Source organism: Novosphingobium arvoryzae (assembly GCF_014652615.1).
Taxonomy (GTDB): domain Bacteria; phylum Pseudomonadota; class Alphaproteobacteria; order Sphingomonadales; family Sphingomonadaceae; genus Novosphingobium; species Novosphingobium arvoryzae.
In genome coordinates, this window is sequence record NZ_BMZD01000004.1 from 257,947 (window position 1) to 277,172 (window position 19,226).

Sequence of the window (19,226 nt, forward strand, 5' to 3'; positions counted from 1 at the left end):
GACGGCAATCTGGCAGAAGTGGCGGGAATTGAAAGGGCGCGCGCTCTAGGCCGCGTCACCCATCCCCAACTCATTGAGTTTGCGGTAAAGTGTGGAGCGGCCGATCCCCAGTCGCCGCGCCACTTCGGTCATCCGGCCGCGATAGTGGCCAATGGCCAGTCGGATGACGTCGGCTTCGATCTCTTCCAGCGGGCGCAAGTTGCCATCGGGGGTGTAGAGCATCACCCCGACCCCTTCCTGCAACGGGGCATGGCTGGCAGAACTGGTGTTGCCGATCAGGTCGGACAACTGCGGGAAATCATCGGCCGTCAGGGCATCGCCGTCGCAGAATACGGCGGCGCGAAACAGGGTGGCCTGCAACTGACGCACATTGCCCGGCCAGTCATAGGCGGCCAGCAGCGAAAGCGCGCCGTCGGTAATGCCCAGTTCCCGCAGGCCCGGTTGTTCACCGATCCGCGCCAGGAAATGGCGGGCCAGCGCGGGAATATCGCCCGCGCGTTCGCGCAAGGGGGGCAGTTGCACCACCGTGCCGCTGATCGCCCCCAGCAATTCGGGCAGGAACGCGCCGTCCGCGGCCATGTCCTTCAGCGGAATGTTGCTGGCCACGATCAGGCGCACATCCACCCGGAACGAATGCCGCGCGCCGATCGGGCGTACGTCGCCGCGCTGGATCGCTTCCAGCAAGCGGTGCTGCACGCTCAGCGGCAGGCGGTCAATCTCGTCCAGCGCGAGCGTGCCGCCATCGGCGTGTTGCAGCGCGCCGACATGGCGATCGAACGCGCCGGGGAACGCGCCCTTTTCATGCCCGAACAGGGCGCTCTCGATCGAATTGCCGGGAATGCCGCCCAGGTTGAACAACCGGAACGGCGCCTTGGCGCGGGGGCTGGCAGCCTGCATCGCCCGGATCAGCATTTCCTTGCCGGTGCCGCTCTCGCCCTCGATCAGGACCGGCGCGTGGCTGCGCGCGGCCTTGGCCGCAATCGCCAGCGCGGTGCGGAACGTGGGGGCCGCGCCGATCATTGCGTCGAAATCCGGCGCGGAGGGCATCTTTTCGGTCAGCGGCTGCAATTCGTCGCGCGGGGCTTCGCGCGTGGTGGCCGCGCGCAGGGCCTGCATCAGCCGGTCCGGTGCGACCGGCTTGATTAGATAGTCGCGGGCGCCTGCCCGCATCGCTTCGACCGCCAGCAGCGGCGATGCGCTGGTCGTCAGCATCAGGATCGGCAGGGCCGGGCGGCGACTTTTCAGTTCGGCGATCAATTCGCACGCGTCATCGCCGGGAACCCACTGATCGAGGATGATCGCGTCCAGCTGCATGCCCTGGCGGGTGCCCAGCGTGGCGATGGCGGTTTCGGAATCGCGAACGACCAGCGTGCGCCAGCCCTCACGCGCGGCAAGCGCGGTGATCAGCCGGCTCTGAGCCGGTTCATCATCGATCAGCATCAGCAGGCGCTGTTCGAATTCCGCCATTGTCGTGTCCGCGGCCCCCCTTGGTGTGCGGGGCGGGAATAGCGCGATTGGGTAAAGACCGGATTAAGGCAGCCGATTTCCTGCATTATGACCGGGATTGTGCCTTGAGCCGCGCGGGAACGGGCGATAGACGGGGCGCAGAACGCCCAAGCGGCAATCAATGGGGAAAGAACAAGATGGCTTCCGGTAACGACATGAAGGCGCACGAATCGACATACACCGGCTTTCTGGGTCTGGTGAAGTGGGGCTCGATCCTGACGGCGCTGGTCACCGTTCTGGTGGTTTACCTGATCGCCTGATGGGCCAGGGGGGCGCCGCCATGCGGATCGCGGTCCTTAAGGAACGCGCAGCCGGGGAAACCCGCGTTTCGGCGACGCCCGAAACTGTGAAGAAATTCAAGGCCCTGGGGGCTGAAGTCGCGGTGGAAGCCGGGGCGGGTGAAACCGCGTCGATTGCCGACGCGGACTTTGCCGCTGCCGGGGCCGAGGTGACCGCGGATGCAGCGAGCGGCGCGGACATCGTGCTGGGCGTGCAGGGGCCCGATCCGGCGCTGCTGGGCGGGGTCAAGCCCGGCGCCTGGATCGTTGCGGGGCTGGATCCGTTTGGCCAGCGCACCCGCGTCGATGCTTATGCCGCTGCCGGCCTGGAGGCGCTGGCAATGGAATTCATGCCGCGCATCACCCGCGCGCAGAGCATGGATATCCTGTCCAGCCAGTCCAACCTGGCCGGTTACAAGGCGGTGATCGAAGCGGCGAACGCCTATGGCCGCGCGTTCCCGATGATGATGACGGCCGCCGGCACGATCAGCGCGGCCAAGTGTTTCGTGATGGGCGTCGGCGTGGCCGGCCTCCAGGCCATCGCCACCGCCCGGCGGCTGGGGGCGCAAGTTTCCGCCACCGACGTGCGTAGCGCGACCAAGGAGCAGATCCTTTCGCTGGGAGCCAAGCCCATCTTTGTCGAAACCGTCGCCGGGATCGAGGGTGAGGGCGCGGGCGGGTATGCCACGGAAATGTCGGAAGAATACCAGAAGGCGCAAGCTGAACTGGTCAGCAGCCACATCGCCAAGCAGGACATCGTCATCACAACCGCACTGATTCCGGGGCGCGCTGCTCCCCGGCTGATCACCGACGCGCAGATCGCATCGATGAAGCCCGGCAGCGTGATCTTCGACCTGGCCGTGGCGCAGGGCGGCAACGTCGAAGGCAGCAAGGCGGATGAACTGGTGGTCAAGCACGGCGTGAAGATCATCGGCTATGCCAACACGCCCGCAAAGCTCCCCGCCGATGCCTCGGCGCTGTTCGCGCGTAATCTGTACAACTTCCTGTCCGCGTTCTGGGACAAGGAAGCCGGGCGGCCCGTGCTGGACGAGGAAATCGGCAACGCGATCCGCCTGACGCAAGGCGGCAAGGTCGTGAACGAAAGGCTGCTGGGTTGAGCCTGCTGGCCACCGCGCTGTTGCTGCTGGCGGATGCGCCCGTGGCGGCAGCCCCGCAAAAGTTCGCCGCCATCAGCGGCGGCTGGACGGTCGACCTGCGCGTCGATCTGGCGGATGCGGCCTATACCCAGCCGATGGACCTGACGATTGCCGACGACGGCACCGTCACGGGCAGCTTCTATCAAAGCGAAATTCTGGCGGGCAAGGCCGGGCGGGCGCAGGGCCGAACCTGCATCGCGTTCCGGACCACCGATGGCCAGGGACTTTATCACACTTCGGCTTGCCTGGTTGACGGGCGCATGGTCGGACAAACCTGGGCAGAGGGGCGCAGCTTCGTGCTCCCCTGGACTGCGGAGCGGCGCTGAATGGACTTCATCTCGATCCTGTCGATCTTCGTCATGGCCTGTTTCGTGGGCTATTACGTGGTCTGGTCGGTCACCCCGGCGCTCCACACGCCGCTGATGGCGGTGACCAACGCGATTTCCTCGGTGATCGTCGTCGGCGCGCTGATCGCTAGCGCGGCGGCGGGTAGTGCCTCGTCGAAGTGGCTGGGGCTGCTGGCGGTGGTGCTGGCTAGCGTCAACATCTTCGGCGGCTTTGCCGTGACGGCCCGGATGCTGGCGATGTACAAGAAGAAGGAGAAGAAGTGATGGATCTCGCGCTTCTCTCCGCCGCTGCGGGTGAACACGGCGGCACGCCGGCATGGGCGATGCTGGCCTACCTGATTTCGGGCGTGCTGTTCATTCTGGCGCTGCGCGGGCTGTCCAGCCCCGGCACCAGCCGCGCGGGCAACCGCTACGGCATGATCGGCATGACCATCGCCATGGTGACTACGCTGGTCACCCATGTGCCGATGATCCCCGGTGATGCCTTCAACAGCTATGTCGGCCCGGATTTCATGACGATGGGTGAAATCGTCGCGGCAATCGCCATCGGCGGGGGGATTGGCTGGGTGATCGCGAAGCGTATCGCGATGACCGACATGCCGCAGCTCGTCGCCGCGTTTCACAGCCTCGTCGGCCTCGCCGCCGTGCTGGTGGGCTGGGCGGCCTATCTCAATCCCGAAGCCTTCGGCATTGTGGGTGCGGACGGAGCAATCCATGCGGTCAGCCGGGTCGAGCTGGGGCTGGGCATCGCCATCGGTGCGATCACGTTCTCTGGCTCGGTCATCGCGTTCCTGAAACTGGCCGGCAAGATGAGCGGCGCGCCGATCCTGCTGCCCGCGCGCCATGTCATCAACCTGGGCACGCTGGCGGGCATTATCGCCCTGACCGCGTGGTTCACGCAGGACCAGTCTTTGTGGGTGATCGCCACGATCACCGTGCTGTCGTTCCTGATCGGGTTCCTGCTGATCATCCCGATCGGCGGCGCGGACATGCCGGTCGTGGTGTCGATGCTGAACAGCTATTCCGGCTGGGCGGCCGCGGCGATGGGCTTCACCCTGTCGAACACGGCGATGATCATCACCGGCGCGCTGGTCGGCTCGTCCGGGGCGATCCTGTCCTACATCATGTGCAAGGCGATGAACCGGGGCTTCCTGTCGGTTATCGCGGGCGGGTTCGGGGCCGAAGCGGCAGCTGGCGGCGGCGCGGCGAAGGAACAGCGCCCGTGGAAGCGCGGCAGCGCCGAAGACGCGGCCTATATGCTGGGCGAGGCCGAGAAGGTCATCATCATTCCTGGCTATGGCATGGCCGTTAGCCAAGCCCAGCACGCGCTGCGCGAAATGGGTGATCTGCTGAAGGCCAGGGGCGTGGAAGTGAAATACGCGATCCACCCCGTCGCGGGCCGCATGCCGGGGCACATGAACGTGCTGCTGGCCGAAGCCAACGTCCCCTATGACGAAGTGTTCGAGCTGGAAGACATCAACAGCGAATTCGCCACCGCCGACGTTGCCTTCATCATCGGTGCCAACGACGTGGTCAATCCGGCGGCGAAGACCGACAAGTCCAGCCCGATCTATGGGATGCCGGTGTTTGACGTCGACAAGGCCAAGCAGGTGTTCTTCATCAAGCGCAGCATGGGCGGCGTGGGCTATGCGGGCGTCGACAACGACGTGTTCTACATGGACCAGACCCTGATGCTGCTGGCCGACGCGAAGAAGATGGTCGAGGATATCAACAAGGGGCTGGCGCACTGATGCGCACAATTGCCATCGTGCTGGCGCTTGGTGCGCTGGCGGCCTGTTCGCCCTCCAAGTTGGCCTATGGCCAGGTGAAGAGCGCGATGATGGACGCCGGCCTGTCGGAAGCCAATTCGGCCTGCATGGCAGAGCGGATGACCGACCGGTTGACGCTGGGCCAGCTGCAAAAGCTCAAGCAGCTGAAAGGCGAAAAGCGCGGGCTGATGGACTACGTTGCCGCCGTGCGCCGGGTTGGCGATACCGAGGCGATCGAAGTGACCGCCAGCAGCGCCGCGCTTTGCGCCACCGGTCTCGCACGCGAAAAGCGTTAGCCTTCCTCCCCTTGGGGGAAGAACTGGGAATTGACTTACACCGCTGTAAGTCCATCATCGCATCCCATGAGGATGCCGATAAACCTGATCGTCGCTGTCTCCGCGCTTGCGCTGACGGCTCCACTCCATGCCAAAACGCTGGCCGTCGCCGCCGGGGACGGTGCGCAGGCGCGCTTGCAGGAGGCCCTGATCCTCGCCGAACCGGGCGACGTCGTCGAACTGGGGGCGGGGCGCTTCACGTTGACGGACGGGCTGTCGCTTGACGTCAACGGCGTGACCGTGCGCGGCGCGGGGATGGAATCGACGGTGCTGGACTTCACCGGGCAGAAGGGCGCGGGCGAGGGCCTGCTGGTTACGTCCGACAACGTCACCCTGCGCGATTTCGCGGTGGAGAACACCCGCGGCGACGGGATCAAGTCCAAGGGCGCGGACAATATCGTCTATTACCGCATCCGCGTGGAATGGACCGGCGGCCCGCGCGAAACCAATGGCGCCTATGGCATCTATCCGGTCGAAAGTACCGGCGTGCTGGTCGATGGCTGCAAGGTAACCGGCGCGTCCGACGCGGGCATCTATGTCGGGCAGAGCAAGGACATCACCGTCCGCTACAACATGGCCGAATACAACGTTGCGGGCATCGAGATCGAGAACAGCCGGCGCGCGCTGGTGACGGGCAACCTCGTCACCCGCAATACCGGCGGCATCCTAGTGTTCGATTTGCCGAACCTGCCCGTGATGAACGGGGGCGAGACCGTGATCGAACACAACCTGGTGATCGCCAACGACACGCCCAACTTCGCGCCCAAGGGCAATATCGTTGCCGGGGTGCCGCGTGGCACGGGCGTGATGATCATGGCCAACGATACCGTGCTGGTGAAGGACAACACGCTGGTCGACAATTCGACCGGGCAGATCATGGTCGTCGCCTATCCCAACGCCTTCGATGACAAGCGCTACAACCCGTTCCCGCGCCGCGTGGTTATCGGGCAAAACCGGATCACCGGCGGCGGGACCGATCCGGCGCTGCCGGGCGGAGATCAGCTGAAGGCCGCGTTCGGCGGCGCTTTGCCGGCAGTGCTGTGGGACGGGCTGGGCGGCAAGGATGCGCTGGCGCTTGCCCCGCGCGGGCCGGTGCTGACGCTGAACGTGCCCGCACAGGGCGTGGGCATGGACAAGGCCAACCCGGCGCTGGTCACGCCCGCCGATCCGGCAGAGCTGGTCATGCCCGGCCCGGTCGGTGCCCCTGCCGCGCTTGAGGCCCGGATCGCGCGGTGAGAGTGCTGCTGGCGGCTGTGCTGCTGGCCGGAGCGGCGGTGGCTGCCGCGCCGCAAGCGCGCGTGCAGGTCAACGCGGGGGCGATCACGGCGGCCGGATTCCCCGCAACGCTGGGCGAATACGGCTTTTTCCGTGACGGCGCGCGGCAGATTCCGGCGGCGGGGGTGACACCTTATCGTGTCCAGACCCCGCTGTGGTCGGACGGGGCGGAAAAGCTGCGGTTCGTGTTCGTGCCAGCGGGGAAGCAGGCGCGCGCGCAGGGTGATGGCCTACTGGACCTGCCGGTCGGCTCCGCGTTGATCAAGACGTTCAAGCTGGATGGGCGGCTGATCGAAACTCGCGTGCTGCTGCACCGCGCAGACGGCTGGCTGGCGCTGCCCTATCAGTGGAATGCGGAGCAGACCGAGGCAAAACTCGTGCTGGCGGGGGCGCGATTCCCGGCCAAGACCCCGGCGGGCCAGCCGATCAGCTATGCCATTCCCAACAAGAACCAGTGCAAGGAATGCCACGCCAGTGGCGGCGCGGTGACGCCGCTGGGACCAAAGGCGCGCAACCTGCCCGCCGCGTGGCTGACCGCGTTTCACAAGTCCGGGCGGCTGGATGCCGTGCCGCAAGTGGCGCGCCGGGTGCCCTTGTGGGAGGACCGCGCGAAAGTGCCGGTGGCCGATGCCGCGCGTGGCTATCTGGATGCCAACTGTGCGCATTGCCACAACCCGCGCGGGGCGGCGTCCAATTCCGGGCTGTTCCTGGACTGGGAACAGGCCGACCCGGTGGCGCTGGGGATCGGCAAGCGCCCGGTCGCGGCGGGGCGCGGGTCGGGCGGGCTGGCGTTTGATATCGCGCCGGGCGATCCGGACGCGTCGATCCTCTATCACCGCATGGCCAGTCTGGAAGGCGGGGTGTCCATGCCCGAAGTGGGGCGTGACAGCGTCGATCCGGACGGGCTGGCCGTAGTGGCCGAATGGATCAGGGGAATGAAACAGTGAAGACGGCGCTCAAGGTGTTTGGCTGGTTGCTCGCAGCGGCGTTGATCACGCTTTACACGTTCCGCACGCCTGACACCGATCCCCGCGAAATGGCGGCGAAGTATGGCGCGCCACCATCGAAGTTCCTGCTGGTGGAGGGGGACCGCGCCGTCCACATCCGCGACGAAGGCCCGCGCGATGCGCCGGCGATCGTGCTGCTGCATGGCTCCAACGCCGATCTCCACACGTGGGAACCGTGGGTGCAGGCGCTGAAAGGGCGTTACCGCGTGATCCGGTACGACCAGTTCGGCCACGGCCTGACCGGGCCGCATCCGCGCGGCGATTACACGCCCGCCGCCTTTGCCGAAACGCTGGGGCAGGTTGCGGACAAGTTGGGGCTGAAGCAGTTCACGCTGGCAGGCAATTCGATGGGAGGCGGGATCGCGCTGGCCTATGCGCTGAAGCATCCGGAGCGCTTGTCCGCGCTGGTCTTGGTCGACGCAGCGGGGGCGCCGGTGACGCAGGCGGCCAAGGGCAACATCGGTTTTACGCTTGCCCGGATGCCGGGGATCAGCTGGGTGATGGGGCAGGTCACCCCGCGCGCGCTGGTGGAGCGCAGCTTGCGACAGAGCGTGTCAAACCAGGCCATCGTGACCGAAGCGATGATCGATCGGTACTGGGAACTGCTCCGCTATCCCGGCAACCGGCAGGCGACGATGGAACGCTTTGCCACGCCGCGCGTGCCCTATACTACGCAGCAACTGGCCAGCCTGAATGTGCCGACACTGGTGATCTGGGGCGAGGAGGACGCGCTGATCCCGTTCGCGGCAGGCCAGCTGTTCGCGCAGACCATTCCGGGGGCCAAGCTGGTGGCCTATCCCGGCATCGGCCACTTGCCGCACGAGGAAGCAGCGGCGCGCAGTGCGGCGGATTTGCAGGCCTTTCTTGCGGCGCAAGGGATTGGCAGCAAGGTCGGCTGAACTGGACGGGGGCGCGCAGCTTCTCTAAGGCCGGGGCAACAGGGGCTGTCCCCAGGGGAGTATTCCAACTTGCGCAAAATCGGCCTGATCGGCGGCATGTCCTGGCTGTCGACCCGCACCTATTACGAGCACATCAACAAGCTGGTCCAGGCCCGCGCCGGGCAGCGCCACAGCGCACCCATGCTGATCGAAAGCCTCGATTTCGAAGGCATGGCGCGTTTGTCGGGCAGCGATGAATGGGCCCATGCGGCAGAGGTGTTGTCCGCCTCGGCGCAGCGACTGGAAGCTGCCGGAGCAACCGCGTTGCTGATTGGCGCCAATTCGATGCACAAGGTCTATGATCAGGTCGCTGCCCGCGTTGGCGTGCCGATCATCCACATTGCGGAATGCGTCGCCGCGCGCATGGCGGCAGACGGGGTGAAGAAAGCCGCGCTGATCGGCACGCGCAACGTCATGACCGAAAGCTTCTATCGGCAGAAACTGATCGCCCGCGACATCGAACTGCTGCCGCCGGAAATGCAGTTCGTCGATACGCTGGACCGGATTATTTATGACGAGCTGCTGCTGGGCAAGGCCACCCGTCAGTCCGAGCGGGAACTGAAGACCATCCTCACCAACCTTGATCAGGACGGGGCCGAAGCGGTCGTGCTGGGCTGCACCGAGCTGGAAATGGTGGTCGATGTCGATGCCAATGTCCTGCCGGTCTATGACTGCACCCGCATTCATGCCGAAGCGGCGGTCGACTGGATCATGGGCGAAGGTTGAGCGGCCTCGTGACCCGCGCACCTTATGCCAGCGATCCGGCGCGCAGCCGGGGGCGGGAATTTCCGCTGGAAGGCGCGCTCGCCCGCGGGCCGCGCAGCGATTACCAGCGCGACCGTGACCGGATCGTCCATTCGATCGCGTTCCGCCGCCTGCGCCACAAGACGCAGGTGTTCGTCGCGCCCGACGGCGATCATTACCGCGTCCGGCTGACCCACAGCCTCGAAGTGGCGCAGATCGGCCGGGTGATCGCCCGCGCGCTGGGACTGGACGAGGACCTGACCGAGGCGCTGTGCCTGGCGCATGACATCGGCCATCCCCCGTTCGGCCACGCGGGCGAGGATGCGTTGGACGCCGCCTTGCAGAAGTTCGGCGGGTTCGATCACAACGCCATGTCGCTGCGCACGTTGATGCGGCTGGAAAGCCCTTATTGCGAGCACGAAGGGCTGAACCTGACCTGGGAGCTGCTGGAAGGGCTGGCCAAGCACAACGGCCCGGTGGGCATGGTCAACTGGGCGCTGGCGGAGCTGGACGCGGCGTTTCCGCTCGACCTGTCGCAGTGGTCCAGCCTCGAAGCGCAAGTCGCTGCGCTGGCGGATGACATTGCCTATGACAACCACGACATCGACGATGGCCTGCGCGCGGGGTTCCTTGAACTCGACGAGCTGCTGGCGCTGGATTTCGTGGGCGACCAGTGGCGCGCGATCGAGCGCAAGTTCCCCAGTGCTCCGCAGGACCGGCGTCTGCGTGAACTGGTCCGCAGCCAGATCGGCTGGATGGTCAACGACGTGATCGGGGAAACTGCGGCGCGCGCGGCCGGCATGACATCCGTTGATGATGTGCGCGGGGCAGGGCGGGCGACCGCCGCGTTCTCGTCCGCGCTGGCGGAGCAGGAGCGCACGCTCAAGCGGTTCATGTATGCCAGGCTTTACCATCACCCGCAGCAATTGCAGACGGCGGAGCGGGCGCGGGCCGTGACGGCGGAGCTCTATGCCGCCTATGCGCAGGATCCCGCGTTGATGGAGTCGGGGTGGGTTGCGCGCATGCCGGCAGAAGAGCCAGCACGCAGCCGCCATATCGCGGATTTCATCGCCGGGATGACCGACCGCTACGCCATTTCCGCCTATGCCAGGATCTATGGCCGCACGCCGGAGGGGCTGAGCAATGTCTAAGCCCATCCGCATTGCGCTGGTCGGAGCATCCGGCCTGATCGGGTCCAGCCTGATCAGGCTGGCCGTGGGGCGCAGCGACATTCGCGTGATCGCCATTGCGCGGCGCGAAATCCCGCTGCCGCCCGGCGCGCGCATGGAAGTCCTGGTGGCCGATCCCGCCAACTGGGCCGATGCCATTGCCGCTGCCAATGCCGATGTGCTGGTCTGCGCGCTGGGCACCACCTGGAAAGCGGCCGGCAAGGACGAGGCGGTGTTCCGCAGCGTCGATCAGCATCTGGTGCTGGCTTGCGGCAAAGCTGCGAAAGAGGCCGGAATCCGGCAGATGATCGTCGTCTCCTCGGTTGGCGCGGATGCGGGGACGAAGAACTTTTACCTGCGGGTAAAGGGCGAAACCGAACAGGCACTGGGCAAGCTGGGCATCCCCCGGCTGGACGTGCTGCGCCCCGGCCTGCTGCGCGGGCCGCGCGTAGAGGTCCGCCCGGCAGAGCGGATCGGCATGATCCTCAGCCCGCTGCTGGACCTGCTGATGCAGGGCAAATATCGCAAGTATCGCTCTGTAAAGGCTGAAACAATGGCGCGGGCGATTGTTGGCCTGACGCGCGAAAAAGCGGCGGGGCGGTTCGTGTTCGAGCACGATGGCATTCTGCGCGCGGCGCGCAAGGCGGATTGAATCGCAGGCCTGGCGGGGATGAATTCCCGCCCCCCGTTGACTTCGCAGATGCACAAAGCCATGCAGCACCCAGTCGCTGATCGCGCGGGAGAGTTCCTGCGATTCGGCAGTTCCCCAAGGGGGATTGGAGAATCACTGGACGCCGAAGGAGCAACCGCCCCGGAATCTCTCAGGCCAATGGACCGCGTGGGTCGATAGCGACGCTCTGGAAAGTGCTCATGCCGCAACCGGCAGGGCCGCCGAAGGGGTAACCGGACTACCATCCGGGAAAGCTCTCAGGTTTCCGTGACAGAGGGGGCACCGCAAGGTGCCACAACTGTACGGGAATTTTATTAGTGAGCGATACTTACGAAATTGATGGCGCAAACGACGGTGCGGATGAGGCGGAAACCCCCGAAACCGGAACCTTGCCGCTGGACGTCTGGCACCGCGCGCGCGGCGGCCGGATGGTCGAATTCGCGGGCTACTGGATGCCGGTCCAGTACGAGGGGATCATCGCCGAACACACCTGGACGCGCGAGAGCGCCGGGCTGTTCGATGTGTCTCACATGGGCCAACTGTATATTTCGGGAGAGGGCGTCGAAGCCGCTCTCGAAGCCGTGCTGCCGATCGACCTGTCCACGCTCAAGCCCTATGCGCCGCGCTATTCGTTGCTGCTGGATGACCAGGGCGGGATTCTCGACGACCTGATGGTCACCCGCTGGAACGAAGGGTTCTACCTTGTCGTCAACGGCGCGACGAAGTGGGACGATATCGGCCACTTGCGCGAGGCGCTGCCCGATGCCGTGAATATCAACCACCTGGAGGATTCCGCGCTGCTGGCCCTGCAAGGGCCGCAGGCCTTCGCGGCGCTGAACCGGGTGGTCAGCGGCGAAAACCCGCTTTCCGCGCTGACGTTCATGAAGGGCGGGCAGTTCAAGCTGGCCGGGGTCGATGCGTGGATCAGCCGCTCCGGCTACACCGGCGAGGACGGGTTCGAAATCGCCATCCCGGCCGAAGCTGCCGCCGAAGTCGCCGATCTGCTCTGCGCCCAGCCTGAAGTGAAGCCCATCGGCCTCGGCGCGCGGGATTCGCTGCGGCTGGAAGCGGGTCTGCCGCTCTATGGCCATGACCTCTCGCCCGAAACCAGCCCGGTCGAGGCCGATCTGGCGTTCGGCATCAACAAGCGCCGCCGTACCGAAGGCGGCTTCCCCGGCGCCGAACGTATCCTCGCCGAGTTGGCGAATGGCGCTCCGCGCAAACGGGTCGGCCTCAACCTGGAAGGTCGCCAGGCTGCGCGCGAAGGCGCAGCTGTTTTTGCAGGAAATGAAAAGGTTGGCGTCCTGACTTCAGGTGGTTTCTCGCCCACGCTGAACCACCCCATCGCCATGGCCTATGTCGCCGCCGCGCACACTGCCCCCGGCACGGCGCTTGAAATCGAACTGCGCGGCAAGCGCCTGCCCGCCGTGGTGGTGCCGATGCCGTTTGTCCCCCACCGCTATCACCGTTGAGGAGTTTCCCGATGCCCCGCTATTTCACGCAAGACCACGAATGGATCGAAGTCGACGGCGATACTGGCACCGTCGGGATTACCGACTATGCCCAAGGCCAGCTGGGTGACATCACTTATGTCGACCTGCCCGAAGTGGGCGCGGTGCTGAAGAGGGGCGATGCGCCCTGCGTGGTCGACAGCGTCAAGGCCGCCAGCGACGTGTATGCGCCGGTCAGCGGCACTGTCACCGACGTCAACGAGGCGCTGGGTGACGAGCCGGAACTGGTCAACACCGATCCCGAAACCGGCGGCTGGCTGTTCCGCGTCACGCTCGCCGATGCGGGTGAACTGGACGGCATGATGGATCAGGCGGCTTACAACGCCTACGTCGCGGGGCTGTAAGGCGATGCGCTATCTTCCCCTGACCTCGGCCGACCGGGCCGAGATGCTGGGCGTGATCGGCGCGGCATCGGTGGACGATCTGTTCGCGGATGTGCCCGCCGCCGCGCGCCTGCCCGGACCGGTTCCGGGCCTGCCGCACCACGCCAGCGAGATGGCGGTCGAACGCCACATGACCGCATTGGCTGCCCAGAACCTGTCGGCCGGTGCCGCGCCGTTCTTCCTGGGGGCGGGGGCATACCGTCATCACGTGCCCGCCAGCGTCGATCACCTGATCCAGCGCGGCGAGTTCCTGACCGCCTATACGCCCTACCAGCCGGAAATCGCGCAGGGCACGTTGCAGGTGCTGTTCGAATTCCAGACCCAGGTTGCGCGGCTGCTGGGCACGGACGTCGCCAATGCCTCGATGTACGATGGCTCGACCGCCTGCTGGGAAGCCATTGCGATGGCGGCCCGGATCACGCGGCGCAAGAGGGCGGTGCTTTCAGGCGGGCTGCACCCGCACTACGTCAGCACGGCCGCGACCATGGCGCGCTTTACCGGCGATGTGCTGGAAACCCGCGCTCCGGTGCTGGACGCCGTGCCGGATGATGACGCCGTTATTGCCGCGATTGACGCAGAGACGTCGTGCGTGGTGGTCCAGTATCCCGACATTCTGGGCCGCATCCCCGATCTGGCGAAGATCGCCGCCGCTGCACAGGCGCACGGTGCGCTGGTGATCGCGGTGGTGACCGAGCCGGTCGCGCTGGGCCTGATCGAAGCGCCGGGCAAGCTCGGCGCGGATATCGTGGTGGGTGAAGGGCAGGCGCTGGGCGTCGGCCTGCAATTCGGCGGGCCGTACCTTGGCCTGTTCGGGTGCCGTGAAAAGTATGTCCGGCAGATGCCGGGCCGCTTGTGCGGTCAGACGGTTGACGCCACCGGCAAGCGCGGCTTCGTGCTGACGCTTTCGACCCGCGAACAGCATATCCGGCGCGAGAAGGCGACGAGCAATATCTGCACGAATGCAGGGCTTTGCGCGCTGGCTTTCAGCATTCACATGACCTTGCTGGGCGGGGCGGGGCTGGCCAAGCTGGCCCGCGTCAACCACGCCCGCGCGCAGCAGCTGGCCGCGCGGCTGGCGGCTGTGCCGGGCGTGACGGTGCTGAATCGCGCATACTTCAACGAGTTCACCGTGATCCTGCCGCGCGATGCGCGCGATGTGGTGCGCGAACTGGCTGACCGGCGCGTGCTGGGCGGGGTCTCGCTGGGGCGGCTCTATCCGCAGGAAACCGCGCTGGCGAACGGCTTGCTCGTCACCGCGACCGAACTGACTTCGCCGGAGGATATCGAGGCCTTTGGCACCGCGCTTGAAGGAGTGCTGGCATGAACGCGCCCAATCCCTCTGGCTGGCGCCCCGCGATGGGCGTCGCCGCTCCCGAAGGCTTCGAAAGCCCCACTGTTAGCGGCGACCGCGCGCTGATGCTGGAAGAACCGCTGATTTTCGAGTTGCGCGAACCTGGGACCACAGGGGTCGATATCGATGATCTGGAACTGGAACCGCTGGATACGCTGGCTGGGTTCCTGCGCGCCGAAGCGCCCGCGCTGCCGGGGCTGACCGAACCGGAAACGGTGCGGCACTATACCCGCCTGTCGCGCCAGAACTATGCGATCGATCTGGGGCCGTTTCCGCTGGGATCGTGCACCATGAAGCACAACCCGCGCCTGAACGAAAAGCTGGCCCGCCTGCCGGGCTTTGCGGACGTTCACCCGCTCCAGCCGCAGCAGACGGTGCGGGGGGCGCTGGCCGCGATCAACGAGTTGGCGGTGTGGCTGATCGAGTTGACCGGCATGCACGGCGTGGCGATGTCGCCCAAGGCCGGCGCGCATGGCGAGCTGTGCGGCTTGTTGTGCATCAAGGCGGCGATCGAGGCGCGCGGCGAGGACCGGACGGTCATCCTCGTGCCGGAGAGCGCACATGGCACCAACCCGGCGACCGCCGCTTTCGCGGGCTTCAGTGTGGAGAGCATTCCCGCGACGGCCGATGGCCGTGTCGATCTGGCCGCGCTGACCGCGAAGCTGGGGCCGCACGTGGCCGGGGTGATGATCACCAACCCCAACACCTGCGGGCTGTTCGAGCGCGACATGAAGGCGATTTCCGACGCGGTTCATGCCGCGGGCGGTTATGTCTATTGCGACGGCGCGAATTTCAACGCCATTGTTGGCAAGGTCCGTCCGGGTGACCTTGGCATCGATGCGATGCATATCAACCTGCACAAGACGTTTTCCACCCCGCATGGTGGCGGCGGTCCGGGGTCCGGGCCGGTCGTGCTGTCCGAGGCGCTGGCCCCGTTCGGCCCGCTGCCGTGGACCGCGCGGATGGCCGATGGCACCGTGCGCCTGATCGAGGAAGAGGACGCGGCGACCGAAATGCCGACCAGTTTTGGCCGGATGGCGGCGTTCCACGGCCAGATGGGGATGTTCACCCGCGCGCTGACCTATATCCTCAGCCACGGCGCGGACGGGCTGCGGCAAGTGGCCGAGGACGCGGTGCTCAACGCCAACTACGTCCTGCGCAGCCTTGACGATGTGCTCGACGCGCCGTTCGGGGCGGCGGGGCCGTGCATGCACGAAGCGCTGTTCAGCGATGCGGGCCTCGCCGAGGGGTTCTCCACGCTCGACATGGCCAAGGGGCTGATCGACGAAGGGTTCCACCCGATGACGGTCTATTTCCCGCTGGTCGTCCACGGCGCGATGTTGATCGAGCCGACCGAGACGGAGAGCAAGGCAGGACTGGACCGGTTCATCGCGTCGATGCGCAGTCTGGCAGAGCGAGCCAAGGCCGGCGACGAAACGCTGAAAAGCGCGCCGCACTTTGCCCCGCGTCGCCGGCTGGATGAGACGCTGGCCGCGCGCAAGCCGGTGCTGACCTGGCAGGGGTAGGCACTTGACCCCGCCGCGGCGGGCGTAAACAAGGACGGGGCGATCCGGTTTGGCCGGGTCGCCCTGATCCGTTTTCGGGGGAGTTTCAGCGATGTGGCCCGTTCTGTTCAGCCTGACCAATATCCTCGCCTTGCTGGGCTGGTTGCTGCTGATCCTGTTCCCGCGCAAGCCACTGACGCACAGCGCGATCCTCTATCTGGGCGTGGCGCTGCTTTGCCTGATCTATGCCGTCTGCTTCGCGCTGTTCCTGTCTGGCGCGGTCGATCCCGGAGCGGTGCCGGGGGCTGGTGCGCCGGGCGCGACCTCGATCGAGGGCGTGCGCGCCCTGTTCATGAGCGACGGCGGGGTGGTGATCGGCTGGACGCACTATCTGGCGTTTGATCTGTTCACCGGCCTGTGGATCGCCCGGGATGCCGATGCCAAGCAGTTCAGCCGCGTCTGGCAGGCGCCGTTCCTGCTGGCGACGTTCATCGCCGGGCCGGTCGGCCTGCTGTGCTGGCTGATTGCGCGTGAGCGGGCGGCGCGGCAGACCGGGCGGGGCTGAGATCGCTCAGGCTTCGGGCTTGGGCGCTTCGTAGTTATCCGGCGTCAGGTCCATCACCTCGATCCGGGGCGTGGCCTCGCGGCGGCGGAGGCGGGTGCCGGTCTGGTCCTCGGCGATGCGCGCGGTCTGGGTGTAACGCTCGACCATGTAGAACCCCGGTGCGGTATCGCCATTCTGCTTGAGCGGAGCATAGATCCGCTTGGCGATGTTCTTCAGCACCGGCTTCAGCCACGATTGCTCGCCCGACTTGCGCAGCACATCGACGTCGCTGACCTTGCCGTCCGCGCTGATCCAGAAGCCGACGTCGGCCCATTGTCCGCGGTTCTGGATCGCGGTCAACTGGTTGAGCGTGTTGAGCCCGCTCATGGTTTCGGGGAAGTCCTGATCACCCAGCGCGCGCTCCAGCGGTTCGGCATACAGCAAGACCGGGCGGGTCACGCCGCCGCGCTGGGCGAAGCGCTTGATCAGCGCATCGGTGGAGGCCATGTCGCCCGTCTTGCGGTCAACCTTGGCGCGCAGCACTTCGGCGGCCAGAGCGAACTCGTCGCTGCCCGGCAGCGGCTGATCGATCAGCTGGCCCAGCTCGCGCCCCAGCTTTTCCCGCAAATAGGCGTTGGTCGGTTCCGCATCGTAGGCAACCTGGGTGAGCAGGGCCTTGCGCAGCCGGGCAAAGCTGGCGACGCGGTGCTGACCCAGGTTCAGCGCCTTCTTTTCAACTTCGCCATAGATCCGTTCGGCGTCCTTGGCGAAGCCCAGCTTGGCGCGGCTGTCGCCCACTTCGATCTGGGCGACCAGTGTGCGGAAATCATCGGCGCCGACGCCCTTCTTCAGCGTATCGCGCATTTCCAGCACGGACAGCTGGAAGTCTTTCGCCTCGCCCACGTGCTCGGCAATCCGGCTGTTGGCGCGCAGCAGGTCAGACACCGGCACCGGATAGGCCTTGCCGTGCTGGCGATTGCGACCGAGCGATGCCTTCAGGGTGGTGCGGCTGTCCTTGTACTTGCCCGCGACGAACAGGTTTTCGGCATGGGCCAGGGTGGCCGCGACGTCCTGATCAGGCGGGCACTGGCGCTTGAGGCAGGCTTCCAGTTCCGCTTCCGTCTGCGACAGCGGCTTGCCGGTCACGACGATGTCCTGCGCCAGCGCGGGGGCCGCAAAGGTGAGGGCGGCAGTACAGGACAGCAGGAAAACACGCATCAAACAGGCTCCCGTCAGGGTCGGAAGCCCAAGCGATACAACATGATAGGCCAATTGCACCGCGTATTCGACCGACGGGCAACCAGCGCCGCTGAACCGTGCGTCAGCGCACGACCTTGTCGCCGGCTTCGCCTACCGATTCGATGTCGCGGCCCAGGCCCTTCACGGTGTTGCAGCCGGCCGTGCCCAGCACCACGCCGGTCAGCGCGAGTGTGGCGAGCAGTTTGCGAATCATCCTTGTTCTCCTCTGGTGCGACCCGAAGGCAGCGCCAGTCTAGGCAGTCAGCCTGAACAGGGGAAGAACGGGTCTTATTCGCCCGCGCTGGCGGTGGCTGGCGGGGTGCGCTGATTCAGGCGATGTTCGCGCCAGGCAATGATGGCCCCGGCGGCGATGATCGCGGGCGCACCCAGCCAGGTCGCGGCGGGGGGCAACTGGTCCCACACCAGCCAGCCATAGAGCGTGGCCCAGACCAGCGCGGTGTAATCCATCACGATAACCGTCGCGACCTGACCATAGCGCAGCGACGCCGTCAGCAGCAGCTGGCCGATGCAGCCCAGCAACCCGCAGGACAGCAGCAGGAACCATTGCCAGGGCGTATGGGCACTGATCACGAAGGGCAGGGCTGCAAGCAGGAACGGGCTGGACAGCGCCGCGAACCAGAACACGATCGAGATCGATTCATCCGTCCGCCCCAGATCGCGCACCTGGATCGAGATCAGCGCAACCATGAAACCCGCGCCCAGCCCCACGAACGCGCCGAACGGCGGGATGTGCGATTGCCCCGGCTGGGCGATGATGATGACGCCGGTAAAGCCCAGCACGACCGCCAGCCACCGCACGGGACCGACCTTTTCGCGCAGCAGCAGGGCCGAGAGGATCACCGCGAAAATCGGGGTGGTGAAGCCCAGCGTGGTCGATTCAGCCAGCGGCAGCAGGATCGGCGCACCGAACGTGAAGCACATGCCCGTCAGCCCCAGGAACGCCCGCCGCGCATGGACTGGCAGACGCCGGGTGCGCAGGCGGCCGATTTCCCCGCGCAAGGCCAGCCACCCCAGGATCAGGATCACCGTGGGAAATTGCCGCCAGAACAGGATTTCGGCAAAGGCCACCCCGGTTTCCGAGGTGTATTTGACCAGCATGATCAGGGTCGCCAGAACGCCCGTCGCCAGCAGGCGCAGGAACAAGGCAAGGAACGGGCGCTGGACAGGCTGCACCATTTCGCCTTAGCGGCGCGCGATGCTTCTACAAGACCTGATCCCGGCCGCGCTGGACGATTGGCTTTATCATGATTGGGTGCTGTGGTGGTTGCTGCCGGGCATCGGCGCGGCACTGGTCGCGGTGCTGGCATGGGCCGCCGACCGCCGCCGGATGCGGCGCAGCGATCCCGATGCGGTCGGGCTGATCGCGTGGCGGGACATCTCGTTCTGGTCCACCTTTGCGGCGCTGCTGCTGTTGATCGCAGCGCTGCATGGGTGGCTGAACGCGTAGTTCCTGTTTGAAATTCGAAGGAGGCGAATT

General features: G+C 66.1%; 22 protein-coding genes and 2 riboswitches. Of the genes, 18 read left to right on the forward strand and 4 right to left on the reverse strand.

The features are described from left to right. Positions 1-45: 45 nt before the first annotated feature. Positions 46-1,467 (reverse strand): sigma-54-dependent transcriptional regulator, encoded by a 1,422-nt coding sequence (locus IE113_RS10635; RefSeq protein WP_189541223.1) that lies wholly within the window; start codon positions 1,465-1,467, stop codon positions 46-48. A gap of 176 nt (positions 1,468-1,643) precedes the next feature. Between IE113_RS10635 and IE113_RS10640 the strand changes: the two genes are divergently transcribed. From IE113_RS10640 to IE113_RS10720, 17 genes are all read left to right on the forward strand, one after another. Further along, the gene (locus tag IE113_RS10640) at positions 1,644-1,766 is read left to right on the forward strand and encodes an aa3-type cytochrome c oxidase subunit IV (protein WP_189541225.1); all 123 of its coding nucleotides are present in this window, start codon (positions 1,644-1,646) and stop codon (positions 1,764-1,766) included. 20 nt (positions 1,767-1,786) lie between these two features. Beyond that, positions 1,787-2,902 carry an NAD(P) transhydrogenase subunit alpha gene (locus IE113_RS10645; protein ID WP_189541227.1) on the forward strand — a complete coding sequence of 372 codons (1,116 nt, stop codon included), beginning with the start codon at positions 1,787-1,789 and terminating at the stop codon, positions 2,900-2,902. Beyond that, positions 2,899-3,267, forward strand: coding sequence for a hypothetical protein (locus IE113_RS10650; RefSeq protein ID WP_189541229.1), 369 nt, complete (start codon positions 2,899-2,901; stop codon positions 3,265-3,267). The genes IE113_RS10645 and IE113_RS10650 overlap by 4 nt, the downstream gene beginning before the upstream one ends. Beyond that, positions 3,268-3,552, forward strand: coding sequence for an NAD(P) transhydrogenase subunit alpha part 2 (locus tag IE113_RS10655; RefSeq protein ID WP_189541231.1), 285 nt, complete (start codon positions 3,268-3,270; stop codon positions 3,550-3,552). Then, complete coding sequence (locus tag IE113_RS10660) at positions 3,552-5,039, forward strand: NAD(P)(+) transhydrogenase (Re/Si-specific) subunit beta (protein WP_189541233.1); 1,488 nt, start codon at positions 3,552-3,554, stop codon at positions 5,037-5,039. Before IE113_RS10655 ends, IE113_RS10660 begins: the two co-directional genes overlap by 1 nt. Further along, a complete protein-coding gene (locus IE113_RS10665) occupies positions 5,039-5,353 on the forward strand; it encodes a hypothetical protein (RefSeq protein ID WP_189541235.1) in 315 nt (104 codons plus the stop codon). The genes IE113_RS10660 and IE113_RS10665 overlap by 1 nt, the downstream gene beginning before the upstream one ends. Positions 5,354-5,419: 66 nt before the next feature. Continuing rightward, complete coding sequence (locus IE113_RS10670) at positions 5,420-6,628, forward strand: parallel beta-helix domain-containing protein (RefSeq protein WP_229822278.1); 1,209 nt, start codon at positions 5,420-5,422, stop codon at positions 6,626-6,628. Next, complete coding sequence (locus IE113_RS10675; protein WP_189541237.1) at positions 6,625-7,614, forward strand: SO2930 family diheme c-type cytochrome; 990 nt, start codon at positions 6,625-6,627, stop codon at positions 7,612-7,614. Before IE113_RS10670 ends, IE113_RS10675 begins: the two co-directional genes overlap by 4 nt. After that, positions 7,611-8,573: an alpha/beta fold hydrolase gene (locus IE113_RS10680; RefSeq protein WP_229822280.1), complete on the forward strand. Its 963-nt coding sequence runs from the start codon at positions 7,611-7,613 to the stop codon at positions 8,571-8,573. The genes IE113_RS10675 and IE113_RS10680 overlap by 4 nt, the downstream gene beginning before the upstream one ends. Positions 8,574-8,642: 69 nt before the next feature. Continuing rightward, on the forward strand, positions 8,643-9,338 hold the full coding sequence (locus tag IE113_RS10685; RefSeq protein ID WP_189541242.1) for an aspartate/glutamate racemase family protein: 696 nt from the start codon (positions 8,643-8,645) through the stop codon (positions 9,336-9,338). 8 nt (positions 9,339-9,346) lie between these two features. Next, positions 9,347-10,507: a deoxyguanosinetriphosphate triphosphohydrolase gene (locus IE113_RS10690; protein ID WP_189541244.1), complete on the forward strand. Its 1,161-nt coding sequence runs from the start codon at positions 9,347-9,349 to the stop codon at positions 10,505-10,507. Further along, positions 10,500-11,177, forward strand: a complete 678-nt coding sequence (locus IE113_RS10695) for an NAD(P)H-binding protein (protein WP_189541246.1) — start codon at positions 10,500-10,502, stop codon at positions 11,175-11,177. Before IE113_RS10690 ends, IE113_RS10695 begins: the two co-directional genes overlap by 8 nt. 75 nt (positions 11,178-11,252) lie before the next feature. Continuing rightward, positions 11,253-11,372, forward strand: a riboswitch (glycine riboswitch). Beyond that, positions 11,373-11,479: riboswitch (glycine riboswitch) on the forward strand. It abuts the riboswitch before it with no gap. 33 nt (positions 11,480-11,512) lie between these two features. Further along, complete coding sequence (gcvT, locus tag IE113_RS10700; RefSeq protein WP_373297861.1) at positions 11,513-12,667, forward strand: glycine cleavage system aminomethyltransferase GcvT; 1,155 nt, start codon at positions 11,513-11,515, stop codon at positions 12,665-12,667. 11 nt (positions 12,668-12,678) lie between these two features. Next, complete coding sequence (gcvH, locus tag IE113_RS10705; RefSeq protein WP_189541248.1) at positions 12,679-13,050, forward strand: glycine cleavage system protein GcvH; 372 nt, start codon at positions 12,679-12,681, stop codon at positions 13,048-13,050. Between the two features lie 4 nt (positions 13,051-13,054). Continuing rightward, positions 13,055-14,413 (forward strand): aminomethyl-transferring glycine dehydrogenase subunit GcvPA, encoded by a 1,359-nt coding sequence (gene gcvPA, locus IE113_RS10710; RefSeq protein WP_189541251.1) that lies wholly within the window; start codon positions 13,055-13,057, stop codon positions 14,411-14,413. Then, on the forward strand, positions 14,410-15,966 hold the full coding sequence (gene gcvPB / locus IE113_RS10715; RefSeq protein WP_189541253.1) for an aminomethyl-transferring glycine dehydrogenase subunit GcvPB: 1,557 nt from the start codon (positions 14,410-14,412) through the stop codon (positions 15,964-15,966). The genes gcvPA and gcvPB overlap by 4 nt, the downstream gene beginning before the upstream one ends. A gap of 91 nt (positions 15,967-16,057) precedes the next feature. After that, positions 16,058-16,510, forward strand: a complete 453-nt coding sequence (locus IE113_RS10720) for an ABA4-like family protein (RefSeq protein ID WP_189541255.1) — start codon at positions 16,058-16,060, stop codon at positions 16,508-16,510. 6 nt (positions 16,511-16,516) lie between these two features. Here IE113_RS10720 and IE113_RS10725 read toward each other — a convergent pair whose 3' ends face one another. From IE113_RS10725 to IE113_RS10735, 3 genes are all read right to left on the reverse strand, one after another. After that, entirely contained in the window at positions 16,517-17,707 is a 1,191-nt protein-coding gene (locus IE113_RS10725) for an energy transducer TonB (protein WP_189541257.1), read from the reverse strand. Positions 17,708-17,810: 103 nt separating this feature from the next. After that, a complete protein-coding gene (locus IE113_RS10730; protein ID WP_189541260.1) occupies positions 17,811-17,942 on the reverse strand; it encodes an entericidin A/B family lipoprotein in 132 nt (43 codons plus the stop codon). Between the two features lie 74 nt (positions 17,943-18,016). Continuing rightward, positions 18,017-18,925 carry a DMT family transporter gene (locus IE113_RS10735; protein WP_189541262.1) on the reverse strand — a complete coding sequence of 303 codons (909 nt, stop codon included), beginning with the start codon at positions 18,923-18,925 and terminating at the stop codon, positions 18,017-18,019. 19 nt (positions 18,926-18,944) lie between these two features. On the opposite strand from IE113_RS10735, the gene IE113_RS10740 reads away from it, so the two are divergent. Further along, on the forward strand, positions 18,945-19,196 hold the full coding sequence (locus IE113_RS10740; RefSeq protein WP_229822281.1) for a hypothetical protein: 252 nt from the start codon (positions 18,945-18,947) through the stop codon (positions 19,194-19,196). The last annotated feature ends 30 nt before the right edge of the window (positions 19,197-19,226 follow it).

What these genes read in the sequence shown, in the direction of transcription:
- gcvH (WP_189541248.1), top strand. Translation starts at nt 12,679, where the DNA reads ATGCCCCGCTATTTCACGCAAGACCACGAATGGATCGAAGTCGACGGC.
- IE113_RS10720 (WP_189541255.1), top strand. Translation starts at nt 16,058, where the DNA reads ATGTGGCCCGTTCTGTTCAGCCTGACCAATATCCTCGCCTTGCTGGGC.
- IE113_RS10670 (WP_229822278.1), top strand. Translation starts at nt 5,420, where the DNA reads ATGAGGATGCCGATAAACCTGATCGTCGCTGTCTCCGCGCTTGCGCTG.
- gcvPB (WP_189541253.1), top strand. Translation starts at nt 14,410, where the DNA reads ATGAACGCGCCCAATCCCTCTGGCTGGCGCCCCGCGATGGGCGTCGCC.
- IE113_RS10635 (WP_189541223.1), bottom strand. Translation starts at nt 1,467, where the DNA reads ATGGCGGAATTCGAACAGCGCCTGCTGATGCTGATCGATGATGAACCG.
- IE113_RS10730 (WP_189541260.1), bottom strand. Translation starts at nt 17,942, where the DNA reads ATGATTCGCAAACTGCTCGCCACACTCGCGCTGACCGGCGTGGTGCTG.
- IE113_RS10735 (WP_189541262.1), bottom strand. Translation starts at nt 18,925, where the DNA reads ATGGTGCAGCCTGTCCAGCGCCCGTTCCTTGCCTTGTTCCTGCGCCTG.
- IE113_RS10660 (WP_189541233.1), top strand. Translation starts at nt 3,552, where the DNA reads ATGGATCTCGCGCTTCTCTCCGCCGCTGCGGGTGAACACGGCGGCACG.
- IE113_RS10665 (WP_189541235.1), top strand. Translation starts at nt 5,039, where the DNA reads ATGCGCACAATTGCCATCGTGCTGGCGCTTGGTGCGCTGGCGGCCTGT.
- IE113_RS10725 (WP_189541257.1), bottom strand. Translation starts at nt 17,707, where the DNA reads ATGCGTGTTTTCCTGCTGTCCTGTACTGCCGCCCTCACCTTTGCGGCC.
- gcvPA (WP_189541251.1), top strand. Translation starts at nt 13,055, where the DNA reads ATGCGCTATCTTCCCCTGACCTCGGCCGACCGGGCCGAGATGCTGGGC.
- IE113_RS10645 (WP_189541227.1), top strand. Translation starts at nt 1,787, where the DNA reads ATGCGGATCGCGGTCCTTAAGGAACGCGCAGCCGGGGAAACCCGCGTT.
- IE113_RS10655 (WP_189541231.1), top strand. Translation starts at nt 3,268, where the DNA reads ATGGACTTCATCTCGATCCTGTCGATCTTCGTCATGGCCTGTTTCGTG.
- IE113_RS10640 (WP_189541225.1), top strand. Translation starts at nt 1,644, where the DNA reads ATGGCTTCCGGTAACGACATGAAGGCGCACGAATCGACATACACCGGC.
- IE113_RS10740 (WP_229822281.1), top strand. Translation starts at nt 18,945, where the DNA reads ATGCTTCTACAAGACCTGATCCCGGCCGCGCTGGACGATTGGCTTTAT.
- IE113_RS10695 (WP_189541246.1), top strand. Translation starts at nt 10,500, where the DNA reads ATGTCTAAGCCCATCCGCATTGCGCTGGTCGGAGCATCCGGCCTGATC.